A 20,710-nucleotide genomic window follows, 5' to 3' on the forward strand; every position below is an offset into this window, starting at 1 on the left:
GTATGGCGATGCACTGGAAAACGCGGCTAAACGTGCATCGCCGTTTTTTCAGTGAGACCGGATCATAGTGCCAAAAGCCTGTTCGGTCAACACCTCGAGCAATAAACTGTGTTCAATTCGCCCGTCGATGATGTGAACCGTGTTGACGCCGGACTTGGCGGCATCCAGGGCTGATGAAATTTTAGGCAGCATGCCGCCCGAAATCGTCCCGTCGGCGAACATCTCGTCGATCTCGCGGGCCGACAGGTCGGTCACGAGGTTGCCCTGCTTGTCCTGCACGCCGGCGATGTTGGTCATCATGATCAGCTTTTCAGCCTTCAGGATCTCGGCGATCTTGCCGGCGACGACGTCGGCGTTGATGTTGTAAGCCTGACCATCCTGGCCGAAGCCGATCGGCGAAATGATAGGAATGAAGGCATCGTCCTGCAGCGCCTTGACCACGGCCGGGTTGATCGCGTCGATCTCGCCGACGAAGCCGATGTCGAGGAACTGGCCCGGGTTGTCCTTGTCCGGCATGGACATTTTCTTGGCGCGTATCAGGCCGCCGTCCTTGCCGGTCAGGCCCACTGCCTGGCCGCCGTAGTGGTTGATCAGCATGACGATGTCCTGCTGGACTTCGCCGCCCAGCACCCACTCCACCACTTCCATGGTTTCTTCGTCGGTGATACGCATGCCCTGCACGAAGGTGCCTTGCTTGCCGATTTTTTTCAGCGCGTTGTCGATCTGCGGACCGCCGCCGTGCACCACGACCGGGTTCATGCCCACCAGTTTGAGCAAAATGACATCGCGGGCGAAGCCGTGCTTCAGTCGCTCGTCGGTCATCGCGTTGCCGCCGTATTTGATGACAATGGTCTTGCCATGGAAATTACGGATATAGGGCAGGGCCTCGGCCAGAATCTGCGCCTTGATCTGCGGCGCCACCGCGGTCAAGTCGTCATTCATGCCTAAGTTAAGGTTAGTCAGTTGGGTCATGGCGAGTCCGGTTTAGAAAATTTGTGCAATTTTACAGCCTGATGCTGCAATCAACTACGCATTATAGGGCTATCCGGTTGTATTTTCCCGGATCATCCGATACGCTGCCCGCTATGACCGCCACCGATACCCTCCACCGCCAGCTAGAAGTCATGCGTCCACTGCTTGTCCGATTTGCACAGTTGCAAATACGGAATCAGGCCCTGGCCGAGGATGCGGTGCAGGACGCGCTGATCGCGGTGCTGGAAAAACCGGAGCGCTTCAACGGCCAGTCGTCGCTGCGCACCTATGTGACGGGGATTTTGAAGTTCAAGATCATCGACTGCCTGCGCGCCAGCTCGCGCGAGCGCCAGATCGACACCGCCGAGGACCAGTCCGAGGACGACGCCATCGACGCCCTGTTCAAGGCCGACGGCCACACCCGCGAGCAGCCGATGGCCTGGGGCGACCCGGATGCGACGCTGGAGCAGAAGGATTTCTTCAAGGTGCTGGAGATTTGCCTGGAAAAGCTGCCCGCCAAAACCGCCCGCATTTTCATGATGCGCGAATGGCTGGAGCTGGAAACCGACGAAATTTGTAAGGAACTGGCGATTACAACGTCTAATGCTTGGGTGCTCCTGTATCGGGCTCGCATGCGTTTGCGCGAATGCCTGGACTTGAACTGGTTTGGCAACCGCCAGGCCACGTGACTGCGCCACTTATTGCCTCACTTACTGTCAGCGACTATGGAACCACATAAAACCGGCTTGAAGCCGACCTGCCGTGAAGTGCACCGGCTGGTCTCGGAGGGGATGGACCGCGACTTGTCCTTCATCGAGCGCACCCGCATGCGGCTGCACTTGATGGTGTGCGACGCCTGTACCCGCTTCAACGGCCAGATGTCGCTGCTGCGCACGGCCATGCGCCGCTTCCCGTTCGACGCGCCGGACGGCGGCCCGGCGCCGCTCGACGACGATCCCGAACACCGCCGCCCGTAAGCGCCATGAGCACCTGCTCGCGCTGCGGCGCAACCTTCAGCTGCGCCATGGTGGACGCCGATCCGTCGGCTCCGGCGCAGCCTTGCTGGTGCACGTATCTGCCGGCGTCGTTGCCGGTGCCGTCCGCGCCGGGCGCCAGCTGCTGGTGCCCGGACTGTCTGAAACAGCATATCCTGGACCAACGCGCCGACCATCCCAAACCGGCCGGCTAGCCTGAAGGAAGCACGCATGCGCCGTTTTAGCGACATGGGTATCCGCGCGCGCATCAGCAGCGGCTACATCATCCTGATCCTGCTGCTGGTCGGCGTGATCCTGGTCGGCGTGAGCCGCATCTACGCCATCCGCGCCGAGAGCGATCATATCCTGCACCAGGACTGGGCCGCCAGCGCCGCCATCAACACCATCGACACGCAGTCCCGCGAGGCGGCCACCCGCATCGTCACGCTGATCATCCAGAAGGACCAGCAGCACCGCATCGACAGCTACAGCCGCATCGACCGCATCAAGCTCGATATCGACGCCCAGCTGGAGCAGCTGGACAAGCTGGACGCCACGCCGGAAGCGCGGGCGCAGATCGAGCAGGTCAAGCGCGCGCGCGCCGCCTACTACGACAGCTTCATCGCCGTGGCGGACATGGTGGAGGCCGAGGACCGCGACGCCGCCGAGGCGAAAATGAATGCGATGGCGCTGCCCGCGCTGGACCACCTGCTGGAACAGATCAAGATCCTCGACAAGCTGCAGGAAAGCCAGGTGATGGCCAGCTCCGCGCGCGCACGCGACGACATCAATTTTTCGCTGATGCTGATTTCGCTGATGGGCGGCGCGGCGGTGCTGGTGGGGATAGGCTTCGGCCTGTCGGCGCGCTCGATCACGCGGCCGCTGGAGGAGGCGATCGCCATCGCCAAGCGGGTCGGGCAGGGTGACCTGAGCTCCGTCATCGAAGTGAAGTCGCAGGATGAAACGGGCGAGCTGCTGCACGCGCTCAAGCTGATGACGGCCGGTCTGGCCGCCGAGCAGCAGCTGCGCCGCGCGGTCACGGTGGCGGAGGACGCGACCAAGATGAAGTCCGACTTCCTGGCCAATATGTCGCACGAGATCCGCACGCCGATGAACGGCATCATCGGCATGACCCACCTGGCGCTGCAAACCGAGCTCTCGCCCAAGCAGCGCAACTACCTGGAGAAGGTGGAGTCGGCGGCCCGCAACCTGCTGGGCATCATCAACGACATCCTGGATTTCTCGAAAATCGAGGCCGGCAAGCTGGCCTTCGAGCAGGTCGATTTCTACGTCGAGGACGTGATGGCGAATATCGCCGACCTGTCCGTGATGCGGGCACAGGACAAGGGCCTGGAGCTGCTGTTCGATATCGCGCCGGACGTGCCGCAGGTGCTGGTGGGCGATCCGCTGCGCTTCGGCCAGGTGATGATTAACCTGACCAACAACGCCATCAAGTTCACGCAGCAGGGCGAGATCGTGGTGACGATACGCGTGCTGGAGCATCTGCCCGACGAGCGCGTGCGCCTGCGGATCGACGTGCGCGACACCGGGCCGGGACTGACGCCGGAGCAGCAGGCGCGCCTGTTCCAGGCCTTCACGCAGGCCGACACCTCGACCACGCGCCACCACGGCGGCACGGGCCTGGGCCTGACCATCAGCAAGCGCCTGGTCGAGCTGATGGACGGCGAGATCGGCCTGGAAAGCGAGCCTGGCGTGGGCAGCACCTTCCACTTCAGCGCGGTGTTCGGCATCGGCGCCGTCGAGGAGCCGCTGCCGCTGCCGGACATCTCCGGCCTGCGCGTGCTGGTGGTGGACGACAACGCCAGCGCCCGCGAAATCTTCATGGGCATGCTGTCTTCGATGCAGTTCGCCGCCGCCAGCGCCGACGGCGGCCAGCGCGCCATCGAGATGACGGCGCAGGCGCGCGGCGAAGGTCGGCCTTTCAACATCGTGCTGCTGGACTGGCAGATGCCGGGCATGAACGGGCTGGAGACGTTGCAGGCGATCCGCGCACAGGCGGAGGCCGACGGCGTCGATGCGCCGGCCTTCATCATGGTCACGGCCTACAACCGCGACGTGCTGATGGACGAGGCGCGCGGCATCGCCATCGACGCCATGTTGAACAAGCCGGTCAGCTCGTCGACGCTGCTCGATTCGGTGTCCACCGTGTTCGGCAAAGACCTGCGCAGCTGCCGCCGCACGCGCCGCCGCGCCGACTACATGGCGGCCGAGGAAGCGGTGCGCGGCGCCTACCTGCTGCTGGTCGAGGACAACGAAGTCAATCAGGAAGTGGCGCAGCAGATCCTCAGCGACGCCGGCATCCGCGTCGACATCGCCGCCAACGGCGCCATGGCGCTGGCGAAGCTGGCGGTGGCCGACTACGACGGCGTGCTGATGGACTGCCAGATGCCGGTGATGGACGGCTACGACGCCACCCGCAGGCTGCGCGAGGATGCGCGCTACGCCAACCTGCCGGTGATCGCCATGACCGCCAACGCCATGGTCGGCGACAAGGAGAAGTGCCTGGACGCCGGCATGAACGATTTCATTGCCAAGCCTATCGACGTGGCGCAGCTGTTCACGACGCTGGCGCGCTGGGTCAAGGTGAAGAATCCGGTGACGGCGGAAGCCGCCGCCGAAGCCCCGATCGTGGTCGACGACGAGGCGCTGCCCGTCATCGCCGGCCTGCGCATGGAAGCCGCGCTACAGCGTGTGGGCGGCAATGTTAAGCTGATGCGCAAGCTGCTGTCGCGCTTTGTCGAAACCCAGATCGACGCCATGCACCGCATCGCCACCGCCATCGAAAACAACGACCTGGCCGGGGCCACGCGCGAGGCGCATACTGTCAAGGGATTGGCGGGCAATATCGGCGCCGTCGGCATGGCGGATGCTGCCGGCAAGGTCGAGCAGATGCTGGCGATGGGCACGACCAAGGGACGCGATGAAGCCATCGTCGACATGGCGGGCGAGTTGAGCGATCTGGTGGCGCGTATCGCGATGGCGATGGACGACAAGCCGGCCACCGCCGACGCACCCGTGGCCGCGCAACCGGCCGACCTGGCCGAATTGACGGCGGTGGTGCAGGAGATGGCGCACTTGCTGGCGCAGGACGACGGCGCCGCCGTCAAGCTGCTGGACCGCCTGTGCGCGGCGCTGACGGCAGCAGGGCAGGGCGAGCACGCGCGCCAGTTGCGCCGCATGCTGGGGCAATATGATTTCGAAGGGGCGCTGGACGAACTGAAGGCCGCCGCCGATGCACTGAACATCGCTTTGTGAAGAGAGTATGCCGATGAACGCAAAACCAACGATCCTGGTGGTCGACGACATCCCGGACAACATCGATCTGCTGTGCGCCGTGCTGGAAGACGACTATCGCACCAAGATCGCCGTCAACGGCGAGCGAGCGCTGAAAATCGCCAACGGCGAATCGAAGCCGGACCTGATCCTGCTCGACGTGATGATGCCGGGGATGAGCGGCTACGAAGTGTGCAAGGAGCTCAAGGCCAATCCCGCCACGCGCGACATTCCGGTGATCTTCGTCACCGCCATGAGCGAGACGGTGGACGAGCAGCTCGGCCTGGGACTGGGGGCGGCGGACTACATCACCAAGCCGATCTCCGCGCCCATCGTCCTGGCGCGCATCAAGACCCAGCTGTCGATGAAGCGGGTGCACGACTTCCTGCGCGACCAGAACAACTTCCTCGAAACGGAAATCGAAAAGCGCACGCGGGAAATCGTCGCGCTGCAGGACGTGACCATTCACACCATGGCCTCGCTGGCCGAAACGCGCGACAGCGAAACCGGCAACCATATCCGCCGCACCGCGCACTACGTGAAGACGCTGGCGGAAAAGCTGCGCACCAATCCGCGCTTCAGCGATTTTCTGACCGATAAAAATATCGAACTGCTGTTCAAGTCCGCGCCGCTGCACGACATCGGCAAGGTCGGCATCCCCGACCGCATCCTGCTCAAGCCGGGCCGCTTCGAGGGCAACGAATTCGAGATCATGAAGACCCACACCACGCTGGGCCGCAATGCGATCCGCCAGGCCGAGCGCGAGCTGGGGCTGGAGGTGGACTTCCTCAAGTTCGCCAAGGAGATCGCCTACGGCCACCAGGAAAAATGGGACGGCAGCGGCTATCCCGAAGGCCTGAGCGGCGACGACATCCCGATCTCCGCGCGGCTGATGGCGGTGGCCGACGTGTACGACGCGCTGATCAGCCGCCGCGTCTACAAGGAAGGCATGTCGCACGAGGCGGCGGTGGCCATCATCGCCGAGGGCCGCGGCCAGCACTTCGATCCCGACATGGTCGACGCCTTCATGGAGCTGCAGCAGGACTTCATCGACATCGCAAAACGCTATGCCGACTCCGACCATGACATGACGCAGCACCGCGAAAAGATCGAGCGCTTCAGCGGTTAATTTAGCGGCTAGCTGACCGTGCGGAAGAAGCGCAGCATCTCGCGGCTGGCGTCCGGACCCTTGGCGTCGGTGTAGGTGCCGCTGTTGCTGCCGCCGGACCAGGCATGGCCGGCGCCGTGCACCACCCAGTGTTCGCCCAGCGGCGTGCCGTCCGACTTGGTGTGCGTGGTCTGCGTGTAGCGGTGCCCGTTCGGTACGCTGCCCGATTGCACCGAGGGCTTGCCATGCCGGTCGTGCAGGCGCTGCTCGATGACCTGCTCGCCGTTGCGCGGATTGACGGTGGTGTCGCTGTCGCCGTGGAAGACGATGATGGGCTGCGAACCATCGCCGGCCTTGCGGGGTGACATGACGCCGCGCTTCATCGCCGTCAGCGCCGACGGCAAGTCCTGCGCCGAGGCGAACGGCAAGCCCGAATGCACACCCACTGCCGCAAACAGCTCCGGATACAGCGTGCCGACGATGACCGCCATCGCGCCGCCGGCAGACAGCCCGGCCACGTACACCTGGCGTTCGTTGACCGGGTATTCGTCGATCACCTGTTGGGCGATGCCGGCGATGATGGATGGCTCGCCCTGCCCATGCTGCTGGTCGATGGCGTTGAACCAGTTCCAGCATTTGTGCTGGTTGGCGTTGGGCGTCTGCTCGGGGTAGACCACGAAGCATTCATTTTCCTCGGCCAGCCGGTTCATTTGCGTGCCGTTGGCGAAATCGTCCGGGTTCTGGGTGCAGCCGTGCAGCATCACCAGCAGCGGCATCGCCTGGCCGTGATAGCTGGCCGGGATGTACAGCTTGTAGTTGCGGGTGCCGGCGTGGTTGGTGTAGCTGCCCTTGATGAACTGCGCACCCTCGGGCAGCGCCACTTCCGGTGTCGGATGCATGAAGGCGCCGACGTCGATGGCGCGATCGAGATTGGCTTGCAGGTCGACCTTGATGCCCATGCGGTTCAACATGTCCTGCGCGAATTCGGCCGGATGGGTGGCCGGATTCGGCGCTGCCTTGGCCTCGGGCGCGGGTTCCGGTGCCGGCCCTGGCGCGGCGTGGTTCGGCGGCGGATTGATGTCGCGCATGGCGGGTTGCGCCGGCGCCGCCGCTTTGGCGGCATGTCCGCGCAGGCTGTCCATGGCCTGCTGGATGGCCGCCGATGCGCTTCTGTTCATCAGCCTTTGCGCCGCTTCGCGCATGTGTGAAAAAAGCGGTAGTTTCATGATGGTCCCTTAATGGATGCGGTTTGCCAGCGCGGTTTTCAGCACGGCGCTGGCGTGCAGCGATCCTAATACGAAGATGGATTCGATCGTCGCCAGCGCCAGTTCGACGGAAACGTCGCTGGCGATGCTGGCCAGGCCCAGTACCTGGATTTGCAGCCGTTGTCCGGCCGCCTGGATCGCTTCCAGGTCGGCGCGGGAGTAGTGCTGCATTCCGAGTACCAGGCTTTTACGCGCCACCGTCTGCTTGACGACGTCGGCGTGCTGGTTCAACTGATTGCGGATCGCCGTGCGGATCAGATCGGTGCGATTGGAGTAAAACCCCTCCTGCACCAGCAGATCGATCTGCCCCAGGTCGATGGGGCCGAGGTTGATCGTGATCTTTTCCGATTCAGCGGTCTTCAGTTTTAATTCTTGCTTTGCCATAAGTCTCCATCCGGATACCATCTACATGGATGGTAGTATAGACTTGAAATCCACCAAGTCAAGCGTGTTCGCGGCATAATGGCGGCATGAGTGAAACCGCTAACTTAATCCCGCCCGGTGCGCCGGAACTGGCCACGCCCGTGCCGTCGCCGTGCGTCAGCCTGTGCAAAATGGACGATGACCGCCTGTATTGCATCGGCTGCATGCGCACCATCCCGGAGATCATCGCCTGGTCCAAGGCGGACGACGACTACAAGCGCGGCGTGTGGGCGGAAATCCGCCGCCGTGAACAACTCATCGACTTCGACGACGAATGAGCGCGCTGCCGGAGGCTATCCAGGTTTTCGAACGGGGCTGGCTGTCGTCCAACAACGTCATGCTGATGGGGCGCCACGACACGGCCATCATCGACACCGGCTACCTGAGCCACGCGCCGCAAACGCTGTCGCTGGTGCGCCATGCGCTGCACGGCCGCCATCTCGACCAGATCATCAACACCCACCTGCACTCCGACCATTGCGGCGGCAACGCCATCTTGCAGGCCCATTTCGGCAGCCGTACCTCGATTCCGGTCGCCGAGGCGGACAAGGTGCGGCACTGGGACGTGGAAGCGCTCAGCTTCAAGGCCACCGGCCAGCGCTGCGAGCGTTTTACCTTCGACGCCACCATCGCCCCCGGCGACGTGCTGACGCTGGCGGACATGGAGTGGCAGGCGCTGGCCGCCCCCGGCCACGATCCGCATTCGCTGATCTTCTACTGCCCGCAGGAGCGGCTGCTGATTTCGGCGGACGCGCTGTGGGAAAACGGCTTCGGCATCATCTTCCCGGAGCTGGACGGCCAGTCCGGCTTCGCCGAGGAGCGCGCCACGCTGGACTTGATCGCCGGGCTGGATGTGCGGTTGGTGATCCCCGGCCACGGCAAGCCTTTCGACGACGTGGCCGGCGCGCTGGCGCGGGCCCGTTCGCGGCTGGACTACCTGGAAGCCGATCCGCTGCGCAACGCGCAGAACGCGCTGAAAGTGCTGCTGAAGTTCCTGCTGCTGGAGCGCCAGCGCATTCCGCTGGCGGACGTGCCGCAGCTGCTGCTGGCGATGCCGGTCTTCGCCAAGGCCAACGCCAACTTCCTGAAGCAGACGCCGGAGCAGCTCGGCGCCTGGGCAGTCGGCCAGCTGGTACGAGCCGGCGCGGCTTGCATCGATGGTGAGTACTTACTTAACGAGTAGCCCACAAGCAAATATAGAGGAACTCGCCTAGTTTCGGCACGGTCGTACTATTTTCGATCTATAATCGATTTTCCTTAATCTCCCACAGCGAGTTCGCCATGGCCCTGCCTGCAGCGTTGCAAAACCTCTCTCTTCCAGTCATCGCATCCCCGATGTTCATCGCCAGCGGCCCGGCCCTGGTCGCGGCGCAGTGCAAGGCCGGCATCGTCGGCTCCTTCCCGGCGCTGAACGCGCGTCCGGCGGAACTGCTGGATGTGTGGCTGACCGACCTGCAGAAGGAACTGGCCGAATTCCAGGCCGCCAATCCGGACAAGCGCGTCGGCCCGATCGCCGTCAACCAGATCGTGCACCAGTCGAACGACCGCCTGGCGCATGACGTGGAAGTCTGCGTCAAGCACCAGATCCCCATCATCATCTCCTCGCTGCGCGCGCCGCCGAAAGAGATGCTGGACGCGATCCACAGCTACGGCGGCATCGTGCTGCACGACGTGGTCTCGATCCGCCACGCCGAGAAGGCGCTGGAGGCGGGCGTCGATGGCCTGATCCTGGTGGCCAGCGGCGCCGGCGGCCATGCCGGCACCTTGTCGCCGTTCGCGCTGGTGGGCGAGATCCGCAAATTCTTCAAGGGCCCGATCGCGCTGTCCGGCTCCATCGCGACCGGCGATGCGATCCTGGCGGCACAGGCGATGGGCGCGGACTTCGCGTACATCGGCTCGCGCTGGCTGGCGACGCAGGAATCGAACGTCAGCGACGACTACCGCAACGCGATCGTGGAATCGACGGCGGCGGACATCGTGTATTCGAACCTGTTCACCGGCGTGCACGGCAACTACCTGAAAAAATCCATCGTCGCCGCAGGCCTGGACCCGGACGCGCTGCCGCAGGCGGACAAGAGCTCGATGAACTTCGGCTCCAGCAGCGCCAAAGCATGGCGCGACATCTGGGGCGCCGGCCAGGGTGTGGGCCTGATGGACGACGTGCCGACCACCGCCGAAATGGTGGCCCGCCTGAAGCAGGAATACGACGCAGCCCGCGCGCGTCTGGCGCTGTAAAAAATCCGCGCCGCCAAGTTATATTTCAGATAAGATGGTTTTCTTGAAAAATAACTGGGGGCGCGATGAAGGCACTGCTGATCGGAATGGTATGGCTGGCCGGCACGGCTGCGGCGGCTGACGCGCCGCCGCCGGCAGCGTTCACCTGCGAATCGCCGGAGATTCCGGCGGTTTCCACCTCCAACGACGCGGTGCGCCGCGTCGAGAAGCGCATCGCGGAATGGAAGCAGTGCGCCCTCGAATACCAGACCGGCGACCGCAGCGAAGCCGCCGCCGCACTGGTGCAGAAAGCCTATGACGACATCGTCGCCCGCCGCAATGAGTGGGTTGCAGCCACCAACCGTTACAGCAGCTCCCAGGTCCGCTCCGGCGTGGACTTCGGCGAGAACGGCGTCGCCGCCAAATGGAACGATCGCAACGTCCACGACATGAGCACCCACGTCAAACGCACCGGCAGCAGCGGCCAATAATCAACGGCCGCCGACGGCCAGGCTGTCGCGTGGCGTCTCCTTGCCGCGCACCCATACGGTCTGCACGCTGTCGTAGGCGCGGATATCGGCCAGCGGCGACATCTTCATCAGCACCAGATTCGCCACCTTGCCCGCTTCGATGGTGCCCACCTGCGCATCGATCTTGAAGGTGCGGGCGTTGTTGATGGTCGCCGCCTTGAACAGCTGCGCCAGCGACAGGCCGGCCTGGTGCAGGTCCTGCATCTCCAGGTAGCCGTTCAGGCCGGGGATGTTGCCGTAGGTCGGTGACGACGGCGTGTCGGTGCCGAACACGAAGTTGGCGTCCTTGCCGGCCAGGTAGGCCACCACCTGCCGCTGGCGCCGCAGCGGCGCTTCCATCCCCTTCAACACGGCGGCGTCGGTTTCATCTTCCGCGATCTCCTGCTTGAACCACTGGCCTTCGGGCGTCTGGAGCCAAGCCAGCATCGAGGGCGGCAGCAGCTTGGGCAGCGCCGGGTGGTTCAGATAGGCCGGCTCGAAATACGCGTTCAGGCCATGCAGCACCTGCATCGTCGCCTGGTAGCCGATCTTGCGCGCGGCGATCTTGTCCAGCAGCTGCTTGATTGCAGGCGGCAGTTCCTTTTCCTTGTCCATCTCGCCCCAGTGCCACATGCCGTGCGCCAGCACGTCGGCGCCGCCGTTGACGGCGAAGGTCTGGGCCTCGAACGAGTTTCCGTGCGTGACCAGCACCAGATTGTCGCGGCTGGCCGCCGCGCGCACTTCTCCATACACGGCGGGGCTCATCACCGGCAGGTTGTGCATGGTGCCGAAGCCGTGTTCGAAGTGGGTCTTGACGCAGATGCCATGGTCGGCCTTGACCCGCGCCACGCCCTTGGCCGGCGTGTAGTCCTCCGGCTTGAAGCGGGCGGGGATCTTGTCGGCCTGCGCCGGGTCGTAGATGAAGTTGGAGAACATGTCGAAGCGCGTCTCCGGCGGCGCGTACGAGGATGGATAGCCGTTGGCGAACACCAGTGGCGCACCGCAGTCGTAGACGTCCGGATGCAGCGGCGCGGCTTTGACCCGGTCGATGAATTCGCGGCTGCCGGCGGCCAGGTCGATCACCGTGGTGTAGCCGTAGTAGAGGAAGGAACGCGGCATCTGCGCGAAGTATTCGGCGGCCATGGTCTGCTTCTGGTCGGCCTGCTCGAAGCTCATGCCGGGCACGGAGAACAGGTGGACGTGCGAGTCGATCAGGCCGGGCGTGAGGAACTGGCCTTTGCCATCGACGCGGCGCGCCCCAGCCGGCGCCTTGCCGCCGGCGCCGCGCACGACGCGGACGATGCGCTCGTCCTCGATCAGCACACTGCCTGCTTCGATGCGGTCCAGTTTTTCGGGCGACACCAGCTTGACGTTGGTGATCCAGGTTTGTGTGCCGGCCCATGCCTGGGCGCAGAGGAGTAGGGACAGGCTGGCGAGAATGCGAGTGGTTTTCATGCGAGGCTCCGTGTTATGAGGAGCCCAGTTTGCAGCCGCAGGCCGGGTTTTGCGTCTCAAATGATGATCTGGCACCCGGCTAGGCCGAGGTTTCGGCCCGGTCGCGGAACTCGCCCGGCGTCATGCCTGTGTGCTTTTTAAATACGCGGTTCATCGCGCTTTTACTGTTAAATCCGGCCAACAGCGCCAGGTCCAGGATGCTGGAACCGGCCTGGCTGGGATCGTGCAGGGCCAGTTTCAGGGCTTCGACGCGGTGCCGGTTCAGGTAATCGGCGAAATTGCCGCCGCAGTGTTCGTTGATCAGCTGGGACAGTTCGTGCGGCGTCATCGCCACCTGCGTGGCCAGGTCTTCCAGCTTCAATTCGCCGTTGCGGTAGGGCTGCTCCTGCGCCATGCAGGCGTTCAGCCGCGCCAAAAACGCCTCGCGGTCGCTGTCGGACAGCTGGCTGCCGGCATAGCGCGGCTTGGGCGGCGGCGGTGGCGGCAGCGTACGCGGACGATAACCCAGCGGCAGCCGCATCGCCGTGAAGGCGGTCGCGAACACGAACAGCATCAGCGAGATGCCATCCATCGCATCGGCCGACAGCGGCTGCTCGACGTCCAGCACCGCCATCGCCAGCGCGACGATGCTCAGCACCGCGCTGACCAGCCACATGCCCATCAGGCGCCGCAGGTCGCGCACCAGGTCGGAATCGGCGGGAACGCGCCCCACCAGCAGGTAGGTGGCGCGGATGTAGGCCAGCAGGATCGCCAGCTTGGCCAGCCCCGCCACGGTCATGTACCACGGCCAGCCGTCCCAGCGATTCAGCCACGCCAGCTTCTGTTCGGCCGATTGCAGATAGAACGGCGTCATCGCCAGCGTGGCGACGGCGAACGGCGCGAAGTGCAGCAGCGCGCGGCGCCCCAGCTTTTGATCGGACAGCATGGCGTGCAGATAGAGGTACTGCAGCGGCCCCACGGCCAGTCCCAGCGTGACGATGGCCAGCGCGCTGTGCGGGTATTGCCGGTAGAGGTGATTGAGTCCCAGCCAGTTATGGCCGATGATGGCCGCGAACACCAGCAGCAGCGCGGACAGCAGCCGGTTGGCGGTGCGCATCTCCGGCTGGCGGACGCTGAGCAGCGTCAGCGTCATCAGAAAGGCCTGGCCTATCGCCAGCAGGAACAGCCATGAAAGTATCACTGCGGCCTGCGGCGGTAAGGCTTAGTTCTCGGTCTGGATGGCCCACAGGCCCGGCAGGTTGCGCCAGTAGCCATAAGCGTCCATGCCGAAGCCGACGACGAAGCGGTTCGGAATGGTGATGCCGACGATGTCCGCCTTGCACGGCTTGGCCTTGCCGATCGCCTTGTCGGCGAAGACGGCGAGCACCACTTCGGCCGCGCCCATGTCCAGCAGGCGCTGTTTGACGTGGGCCAGCGTTTCGCCTTCGTCCAGGATGTCGTCCAGCACGATGACCACGCGGCCGGCCACGTTCGAACGCGGCACCACTTTCCACACCACTTGTCCGCCCTGGTCGTCGTCGCCGTAGCGGCTGACGTGGATGTAGTCGAATTCGAGCGGGAAGGTCAGCTGCGGCAGCAGGTTGCCGGTGAAGACCACCGCGCCGCCCATCACGCCCAGCACCAGCGGGAAGGTTTCGCTGTCCGGCCGGTCGAAACGGGCGTTGAGGGTGTCGGCCATCGCGGTCACGGCGTTGTCGACGTCTTGTTTGCTGAACAGCTCTTCCGCGTTTTCCAGCAGGGCGCGGGCGCGGTTGTGGTGGAAGTCTTGCATGGTCTTCTTCGGCTTCTAAAAACAGGTGGTGAGTTCGCTATTATCCGCCATATCCCGGCCCATAGCATGCCGTTGGTTTTCCACCACAATCGTCCGTAGCTTATTTGTAGTCGCGCACGTCGTCGATCACCTTGCCGTCATTGGGCAGGCTGCCGATGGCGGCAAACCGCACCTCGCCCCGTAATTTGGTCAGGTCGCGTATCGATTCGGTGATGGCGGCGGCGCTGGCGGCGGCGTTCGGGTCGGCCACTTCGCAGTGCAGCGTCATCACGTCCTGCGCCATGTGGCCCGAGACCACAAGCCGCGCCTTGACGATTTCCGGGTGGCGGCGGGCGACGTCGTGCACCTGCGATGGATGGACGAACATCGCGCGCACCTTGGTGGTCTGGTCGGCGCGGCCCATCCAGCCCTTGATGCGCGTGTTGGTGCGGCCGCACGGCGACGGCGCCACGCCGGTCAGCACTGCCGACAGGTCGCCGGTGGCGAAGCGTATCAGCGGATAGTCGGGATTGAAGAGGGTGATGACCACTTCGCCGATCTCGCCGTCGGGCACGGGATCGCCGGTGCCGGGGCGGACGATTTCCAGTATCAGGTCTTCGTCGAGCACCATGCCGGGATCGCGCACGCCGCCGGTCTGGGTTTCATAGGCGATGCTGCCGACATCGGCCGACGCATAGCATTGCAGCACATGCGGCACGCCGTGCTCGACGAACCAGCTGCGCAGCGATTCGGGCAGCGCCTCTGCGGACATCAGCGCCTGTTTGATGCTGCTGACATCCGCGCCCAGCTCCTGCGCCTTCTCGACGATGATCTTCAGGAAGGACGGCGTGCCGATGTAGGTATCGGGCCGCAGGTGGCTGATGGCCTGCACCTGCATCTCGGTCTGGCCGGCGCCGGCCGGTATCACTGCGCAGCCTATGCGCGCGGCGCCGCCTTCGACCATGAAGGCGGCCGGGGTGAAGTGGTAGGAGAAGCAGTTCTGCAGCAGGCCGCCGGCGCGCACGCCTGCCGCGTACATGGGCCGGGCGAAACGCCACCAGTCCTGGCCGCGTCCTTCTGGATCGAAGATGGGGCCGGGCGACATGAACACGCGCGACAGCTGGCCCACCGGCGTGGTATTGAGCCCGCCGAACGGCGCCTGCTTCTGCTGCAGCGCGTGCAGGTCGGACTTGCGCGTCACCGGCAGCGTCGCCAGCGCGGCGCGACTGTCGATGCCGGCGGCGTTGATGTCATGCAGGATGCGCGACCAGCCGGCGGCGGCCTTGGCACGCGCCACCAGCTGCGGCAGGCGCGCCATCAGTTCGCGTTCGCGTTGTTCCGGCGCGCGCGTTTCTAGACTGTCGTAGGTATCGGCCATGGTTGTTTATCCTTGAATTTCGCGTTGCAGCTTCTTGGTCAGCTTGCCGAACACCAGTTCGTAAGAGCGCGTCAGCAGTTCCTTTGCCTCGATGTCGCTGAGGGTTTTCAAGTCCTCGACGTGCACCCACTTCACGCGGGCCAGGTAGGGCGCAGGGATGATGCCGGGGCGGTCGGTCAGTTCAAGGAAGCGGTCGTCCTCCACCTTGAAGCTGATGCCCTTGGCCTTGTCGTCCAGCTCCGTGACGGCGAACATCTTGGCGCCGACGGAGAACACGAGGTCCGCGCCCCACTTGGTATCCTCGGTCGCGCCGGGAAAGGTGCGGCACAAAGCCTTGGCCTGCTTGATATTCATGCGCTGTGATCCTCTGTTCCTCAAGCCAGCCAGCGTTTGCGGCGGCGGTAAAATTTCATGTCGCGGAAGCTCTTGCGGCCGGCGCCGGAAACGCCGAGGTAGAACTCCTTGACGTCTTCATTGCTGGCCAGCTCGGAGGCCGCGCCTTCCATCACCACGCGGCCGTTCTCCAGGATGTAGCCGAAGTCGGCGTAGCGCAGCGCGATGCTGGTGTTCTGCTCGGCCAGCAGGAAGGAGACGTTCTCCTTGCTGTTCAAGTCCTTCACGATGCCGAAGATCTCGTCGACGATCTGCGGCGCGATACCCATCGATGGTTCGTCCAGCAGGATCATCGACGGCTTGGCCATCAGCGCGCGGCCGATGGCGCACATCTGCTGCTCGCCGCCGGAGGTGTAGCCGGCCTGGCTGCCGCGCCGTTCGCGCAGGCGCGGGAAGTAGTGGTAGACCTTCTCCAGCGATTCCTTCAGCTCCGCCCGCGATGCGCTGCGGGTGTAGGCGCCGGTCAACAGGTTTTCTTCGATGGTCAGGTGGCCGAAGCAGTGGCGTCCCTCCATCACCTGCGACAGGCCGCGCCGCACCAGCTCATTGGGCGTGAGCTGGTCGATGCGTTCGCCCTTGAACTGGACCTCGCCCTTGGTGACGTCGCCCCGTTCGCCGCGCAGCAGCGTGGAGATGGTCTTGAGCGTGGTGGACTTGCCGGCGCCGTTGGCGCCCAGCAGGGCCACGATCTTCCCTTGCGGGACTTGCAGGGACACGCCCTTGAGCACCAGGATCACGTGGTCGTAAATGACTTCTACGTTGTTCACGGACAGGTAGGGCGCTGCCGCCGGAGCGGCTGCTGTGCTGGCGGCGATCGTCATTTTGCGCAGGCTGGAGTGATTTTTTTCTCGGCCGCGTAGGCTGCGGAGCTTTCTTCCAGCAGCTTGCGGGTCAGGGCCTTGTCGCCGACGATCCAGTTCGGTGTGATGGCGTTCCACTTCTTGCCGTCCCATTGCTGGACCTTGACGGCGCCCGAGCCTTCATGGTCGTCGCAGCTGGTCTTCACCGGCGGCAGCATGCCGAAGGCGCCGATGGCTTTCTGGCGGGCTTCGTCGACGTTCAGGTGCTCCAGGCCCCAGCGCATTTGTTCGCCGCTGACCGGTTTGCCCTTGCCGAATTTTTCCTGCGCGGTGCGCATCGCCTCCACCCACAGGATGGCAGCGCTGACGCCGCGCATGTGGTACACGGAGCCGATGCGGGTGCGGTCGGCCAGGTTGCCTTTGCCGGCGTCGTAGAGTTTTTTGTGGATCTCGTCCATCACCGGGTAGTTGCCCGGCGTGTTGAAGGTCATCGCGCTGTAGCCCTTGGCGGCGTCGCCGGCCGGTACGGTGTCTTCCTCGGAGCCGGCCCACCACACGCCCAGGATTTTCTCGCGCGGTACGCCGTTGCGCTGCGCGGTCTTGATGGCGACCGCGTTCATCGAACCCCAGCCCCACAGGATTACGTGATCCGGATTGGCCTGGCGGATCTGCAGCCATTGCGATTGCTGCTCGGTGCCCGGCGGCGTGACGGGGATCTTGATCAGCTCAAAGGCGTACTGCTTGGACAAGGCGTCCAGCACCGGCAAGGGTTCCTTGCCGAAGGCCGAGTCGTGGTACAGGTAGGCGATCTTCTTGCCTTTCAGCTTGTCCATGCCGCCGTTTTTGTCGCCGAGGTATTTGATCATCGCGGCGGCCTGGTTCCAGTAGCTGGTAATCAGCGGGAACACGTAGGGGAAGACCTTGCCGTTGGCGGCGTCCGAGCGGCCGTAGCCTATCATCGTCATCGGGATTTTATCGGTCGGCAGGCGATCGAGCACGCCGTAGGCCACGCCGGTGGACAGCGGTTCGACCAGTGTGGCGCCGCCGTTCTTGGTCTTCAGGCGCTCGTAGCATTCGACGCCGCGCGAAGGGTTGTATTCGGTTTCGCATTCTTCCCAGGAGATCTTCACGCCGTTGACGCCGCCCGACAGGTTGACCAGGTTGAAGTAATCGATAATGCCGCCGTAGAAGCCGGAACCGCCCGCCGCATAAGGGCCCACGCGATACGAGGGCAGGGCGACATATTGATCGGCCACCGCGGGCTGCGCCCATGCGGGTATGGATGCGACCAGTGTGAGTCCGAGTGCCAGGGATGCGATGCGCTTCATTGTCTACTCCTCCAGGTTATTGTTGTATGCGTTCAGTGCGGGAATGGCCACAGACGCAGTTTCTCTTTACCGATTTGCCACAAACGTGCCAGACCGTGCGGTTCCACGATCAGGAAAAATATGATCAGGGCGCCGAACACCATCAGCTCCAGGTTGGACGCCACGCTGGTCGGCAGCGCCAGGCTGTGGGCGAAGATGTTCAGGAACACCGGCAGCAGCACGATGAAGGCCGCGCCGAGGAAGGAGCCCAGCACCGAGCCGACGCCGCCGATGATCACCATGAACAGGATGCGGAACGACAGGTCGAGGTTGTAGGCTTCCGGCTCCACGGTGCCGAGGTAGGCGTAGGCGTACAGCGCGCCGGCCACGCCGCAGTAGAAGGAGCTGACGGCGAAGGCCAGCAGCTTGGTGCGCATCAGGCGGAAGCCGATCACTTCGGCCGCCACGTCCATGTCGCGCACGGCCATCCACGAGCGGCCGACGTTGGAGCGGATCATGTTCTTGGCCAGCAGCGCCATCACCGCCACCACGCCCAGCACCAGCAGGTATTTGCGGTCCGGCGTGTCGAACTGGTAGCCGAGGATGACGATCTTCTGCGCGGTGATCACGCCGGAGCTGCTGTAGTTGGTCAGGTAGGGGATCTTGGTCAGGCACCAGACCACGAAGAACTGCGTGGCCAGCGTGGACGCGGCCAGGTAGAAGCCGCGTATGCGCAGCGACGGCAGGCCGAAGGCGATGCCGACCAGCGCTGCGCTCAAGCCGCCCAGCACGAAGGCCAGCAGCACCGGCAGGCCGGGCAAGCGCGCCAGGAAGTTGTACGCGGCGAAGGCGCCGACCGCCATGAAGGCGGCCGTGCCTAGCGACAGCTGGCCCGCGTAGCCGGTGAGGATGTTCAGTCCCAGCGCGGCTAGCGAGAAAATCAGGAAGGGGATCAGGATCGCGGACAAGGTGTACGGCGATGCGAACAGCGGCACCACCACGATCGCCACCATCAGCAGTGCGAACAGCGCGATGCGGTCCTGCAGGATGGGGAAGATCTGGTTGTCGGCCTGGTAGCTGGTTTTGAATTGTCCTGCTTCGCGGTAGAGCATGGGATGTACCTTTAGCCTCTCAGATTCTGCGGATGATTTTTTCGCCGAACAGGCCTTCCGGCCGCACCAGCAGGAACATCAGCGCCAGCACGTACGGGAACCAGCCTTCGATGCCGCCGCCGACCAGCGGGCCGATATACACCTCGGCCATTTTTTCGGAGGCGCCGATAATCAGGCCGCCGACGATCGCGCCCGGCATCGACGTGAAGCCACCCAGGATCAGTACCGGCAGCGCCTTCAGCGCCACGAAGGTCAGCGCGAACTGCACGCCATTGCGGGCGCCCCACAGCAGGCCCGCCACCAGCGCGACCAGGCCAGCCACCGCCCACAGCACCGCCCAGATGCGCTGCAGAGGAATGCCGACGGCCAGCGCGGCCTGGTGATCGTCCGCCACCGCGCGCAGTGCGCGGCCTACCTTGGTCCTGGAGAACAGCAGTGCCAGCGCAGTCACCAGCAGGCCGCAAACGGCGGCCGCCATGATGTCGAACTGCGAGACGAGGATGTTAAATTTGTTCATCAGGTATTCGGACGGCACATCCTCGATGGGCAGCTCCAGCTTGTGCACCTGCGAGCCCCACATCAATTGCGCCAGCCCCTCGATGAAGAAGGCCAGGCCGATGGTGGCCATGAACAGCGTGATCTCCGGCTGGTTCACCAATGGCCGCAGCACCACGCGCTCGATGGCGATGCCGAGCAGGATCATGACCACGATGGTCAGCGGGATCGCCACCCACAGCGACACGCCCAGCTTGTCGACGATGCCCACGCAGGTCAGCGCGGCGAAGAACACCATCGCGCCCTGGGCGAAGTTGAATACGCCGGAGGCCTTGTAGATCAGCACAAAGCCGATCGCCACCAGCGCGTACATCACGCCGGACAGCAGGCCGCCGATCAGCACCTCAAAGAAAAAGTTCACGTTCATTCGCAGGCCTTTCCGAGATAGGCGTTGATCACGTCCTGGTTGCAGCGGATGTCGTCGGGCGTGCCGTCGCCGATCTTCTTGCCGTAGTCGAGCACCACCACGCGGTCGGAGATGTCCATCACCACGCCCATGTCATGCTCGATCAGCACGATGGTGGTGCCGAATTGGTCGTTGACGTCGAGGATAAAGCGGCACATGTCCTGCTTCTCTTCGACGTTCATGCCGGCCATCGGTTCGTCGAGCAGCAGGATTTCCGGCTCGGCCGCCAGGGCGCGGCCCAGCTCCACGCGCTTCTGCAGACCGTAGGGCAGGCGGCCCACCGGCGTCTTGCGGATCGCCTGGATTTCCAGGAAGTCGATGATCTCCTCCGCCTTGACGCGGTGGGCGATTTCCTCGCGCCGTGCCGGGCCCCAGTACAGGGCCTGCATCAGGAAGTTCGATTTCATCTTCAGGTTACGGCCGGTCATGATGTTGTCGAGGACCGTCATGCCCTTGAACAGCGCGATGTTCTGGAAGGTGCGGGCGATGCCGGATTTGGCGGCGGCGTGGCAGTCCATATTCTTGCGGTGCTCGCCGCGGTAGATGATCTCCCCCAGCTGCGGGCGGTACACGCCGTTGATCACGTTGAGCATCGAGCTTTTGCCGGCGCCATTGGGGCCGATGATGGCGCGGATCTCGTGCTGTTTGACGTCGAAGGAGATGTCGGTCAGCGCCTTGACGCCGCCGAACGACAGCGAGATGTTTTTCAGGTCGAGGATCACCGGGCCGATCTTGCGGCGGTCGGGGTCTGCGTCGGCACCGAAATGGGTGTCTGGTTCGTTCATTTGCATGGTG

The 20,710-nt window shown here is 64.1% G+C and carries 22 protein-coding genes; 9 read left to right on the top strand and 13 right to left on the bottom strand.

Features of this window, described 5'->3' with window-relative positions:
• Positions 1-48: 48 nt before the first annotated feature.
• Entirely contained in the window at positions 49-942 is an 894-nt protein-coding gene (gene argB, locus GEV01_RS21645; protein WP_085946284.1) for an acetylglutamate kinase, read from the bottom strand.
• Positions 943-1,085: 143 nt separating this feature from the next.
• Here argB and GEV01_RS21650 point away from each other — a divergent pair, with 143 nt between their 5' ends.
• Genes GEV01_RS21650 through GEV01_RS21670 form a run of 5 tightly spaced genes read left to right on the top strand, consistent with a single transcriptional unit; the run spans position 1,086 to position 6,369 of the window.
• The gene (locus tag GEV01_RS21650) at positions 1,086-1,661 is read left to right on the top strand and encodes a sigma-70 family RNA polymerase sigma factor (RefSeq protein WP_070359512.1); all 576 of its coding nucleotides are present in this window, start codon (positions 1,086-1,088) and stop codon (positions 1,659-1,661) included.
• Positions 1,662-1,697: 36 nt separating this feature from the next.
• Positions 1,698-1,949, top strand: coding sequence for a zf-HC2 domain-containing protein (locus GEV01_RS21655; protein ID WP_152807623.1), 252 nt, complete (start codon positions 1,698-1,700; stop codon positions 1,947-1,949).
• Between the two features lie 5 nt (positions 1,950-1,954).
• Positions 1,955-2,161: a cysteine-rich CWC family protein gene (locus GEV01_RS21660; RefSeq protein ID WP_152807624.1), complete on the top strand. Its 207-nt coding sequence runs from the start codon at positions 1,955-1,957 to the stop codon at positions 2,159-2,161.
• A gap of 16 nt (positions 2,162-2,177) precedes the next feature.
• Complete coding sequence (locus GEV01_RS21665; RefSeq protein WP_152807625.1) at positions 2,178-5,222, top strand: hybrid sensor histidine kinase/response regulator; 3,045 nt, start codon at positions 2,178-2,180, stop codon at positions 5,220-5,222.
• Between the two features lie 13 nt (positions 5,223-5,235).
• Positions 5,236-6,369: a response regulator gene (locus tag GEV01_RS21670; protein WP_152807626.1), complete on the top strand. Its 1,134-nt coding sequence runs from the start codon at positions 5,236-5,238 to the stop codon at positions 6,367-6,369.
• 8 nt (positions 6,370-6,377) lie between these two features.
• Here GEV01_RS21670 and GEV01_RS21675 read toward each other — a convergent pair whose 3' ends face one another.
• Together GEV01_RS21675 and GEV01_RS21680 are read right to left on the bottom strand one after the other, a co-directional pair.
• Positions 6,378-7,550: an extracellular catalytic domain type 1 short-chain-length polyhydroxyalkanoate depolymerase gene (locus tag GEV01_RS21675; protein WP_152807914.1), complete on the bottom strand. Its 1,173-nt coding sequence runs from the start codon at positions 7,548-7,550 to the stop codon at positions 6,378-6,380.
• A gap of 33 nt (positions 7,551-7,583) precedes the next feature.
• Positions 7,584-7,997, bottom strand: a complete 414-nt coding sequence (locus GEV01_RS21680; RefSeq protein WP_008443502.1) for a hypothetical protein — start codon at positions 7,995-7,997, stop codon at positions 7,584-7,586.
• 86 nt (positions 7,998-8,083) lie between these two features.
• On the opposite strand from GEV01_RS21680, the gene GEV01_RS21685 reads away from it, so the two are divergent.
• The 4 genes from GEV01_RS21685 to GEV01_RS21700 all read left to right on the top strand — a co-directional run bounded on the left by GEV01_RS21685 (position 8,084) and on the right by GEV01_RS21700 (position 10,741).
• Entirely contained in the window at positions 8,084-8,314 is a 231-nt protein-coding gene (locus GEV01_RS21685; RefSeq protein WP_152807627.1) for a DUF1289 domain-containing protein, read from the top strand.
• The gene (locus tag GEV01_RS21690; protein WP_152807628.1) at positions 8,311-9,219 is read left to right on the top strand and encodes an MBL fold metallo-hydrolase; all 909 of its coding nucleotides are present in this window, start codon (positions 8,311-8,313) and stop codon (positions 9,217-9,219) included. Before GEV01_RS21685 ends, GEV01_RS21690 begins: the two co-directional genes overlap by 4 nt.
• Before the next feature lie 98 nt (positions 9,220-9,317).
• Positions 9,318-10,271 carry an NAD(P)H-dependent flavin oxidoreductase gene (locus GEV01_RS21695; RefSeq protein ID WP_070359519.1) on the top strand — a complete coding sequence of 318 codons (954 nt, stop codon included), beginning with the start codon at positions 9,318-9,320 and terminating at the stop codon, positions 10,269-10,271.
• Positions 10,272-10,336: 65 nt separating this feature from the next.
• Positions 10,337-10,741, top strand: coding sequence for a hypothetical protein (locus tag GEV01_RS21700; RefSeq protein ID WP_152807629.1), 405 nt, complete (start codon positions 10,337-10,339; stop codon positions 10,739-10,741).
• Here GEV01_RS21700 and GEV01_RS21705 read toward each other — a convergent pair whose 3' ends face one another.
• The 10 genes from GEV01_RS21705 to GEV01_RS21750 form a co-directional block, all read right to left on the bottom strand.
• Entirely contained in the window at positions 10,742-12,214 is a 1,473-nt protein-coding gene (locus tag GEV01_RS21705; RefSeq protein WP_152807630.1) for an amidohydrolase family protein, read from the bottom strand. It abuts the gene before it with no gap.
• A gap of 79 nt (positions 12,215-12,293) precedes the next feature.
• Positions 12,294-13,394, bottom strand: a complete 1,101-nt coding sequence (locus tag GEV01_RS21710) for a helix-turn-helix transcriptional regulator (protein ID WP_328595588.1) — start codon at positions 13,392-13,394, stop codon at positions 12,294-12,296.
• Between the two features lie 21 nt (positions 13,395-13,415).
• Positions 13,416-13,985 carry a hypoxanthine-guanine phosphoribosyltransferase gene (locus GEV01_RS21715; RefSeq protein ID WP_152807631.1) on the bottom strand — a complete coding sequence of 190 codons (570 nt, stop codon included), beginning with the start codon at positions 13,983-13,985 and terminating at the stop codon, positions 13,416-13,418.
• Positions 13,986-14,085: 100 nt separating this feature from the next.
• A complete protein-coding gene (locus GEV01_RS21720; RefSeq protein ID WP_152807632.1) occupies positions 14,086-15,342 on the bottom strand; it encodes a phenylacetate--CoA ligase family protein in 1,257 nt (418 codons plus the stop codon).
• A gap of 6 nt (positions 15,343-15,348) precedes the next feature.
• The gene (locus GEV01_RS21725) at positions 15,349-15,696 is read right to left on the bottom strand and encodes an MmcQ/YjbR family DNA-binding protein (protein ID WP_152807633.1); all 348 of its coding nucleotides are present in this window, start codon (positions 15,694-15,696) and stop codon (positions 15,349-15,351) included.
• A 20-nt stretch (positions 15,697-15,716) separates the two neighbouring features.
• Entirely contained in the window at positions 15,717-16,556 is an 840-nt protein-coding gene (locus GEV01_RS21730; RefSeq protein WP_152807634.1) for an ABC transporter ATP-binding protein, read from the bottom strand.
• Positions 16,553-17,863 carry an ABC transporter substrate-binding protein gene (locus GEV01_RS21735; RefSeq protein WP_152807635.1) on the bottom strand — a complete coding sequence of 437 codons (1,311 nt, stop codon included), beginning with the start codon at positions 17,861-17,863 and terminating at the stop codon, positions 16,553-16,555. Before GEV01_RS21735 ends, GEV01_RS21730 begins: the two co-directional genes overlap by 4 nt.
• A gap of 32 nt (positions 17,864-17,895) precedes the next feature.
• Complete coding sequence (locus tag GEV01_RS21740; RefSeq protein ID WP_152807636.1) at positions 17,896-18,954, bottom strand: branched-chain amino acid ABC transporter permease; 1,059 nt, start codon at positions 18,952-18,954, stop codon at positions 17,896-17,898.
• 19 nt (positions 18,955-18,973) lie between these two features.
• On the bottom strand, positions 18,974-19,870 hold the full coding sequence (locus GEV01_RS21745; RefSeq protein WP_328595605.1) for a branched-chain amino acid ABC transporter permease: 897 nt from the start codon (positions 19,868-19,870) through the stop codon (positions 18,974-18,976).
• A gap of 2 nt (positions 19,871-19,872) precedes the next feature.
• Positions 19,873-20,706, bottom strand: a complete 834-nt coding sequence (locus GEV01_RS21750) for an ABC transporter ATP-binding protein (protein ID WP_051077218.1) — start codon at positions 20,704-20,706, stop codon at positions 19,873-19,875.
• Between the last annotated feature and the right edge of the window lie 4 nt (positions 20,707-20,710).

The organism is Rugamonas rivuli (genome assembly GCF_009380165.1).
Taxonomy (GTDB): domain Bacteria; phylum Pseudomonadota; class Gammaproteobacteria; order Burkholderiales; family Burkholderiaceae_D; genus Rugamonas; species Rugamonas rivuli.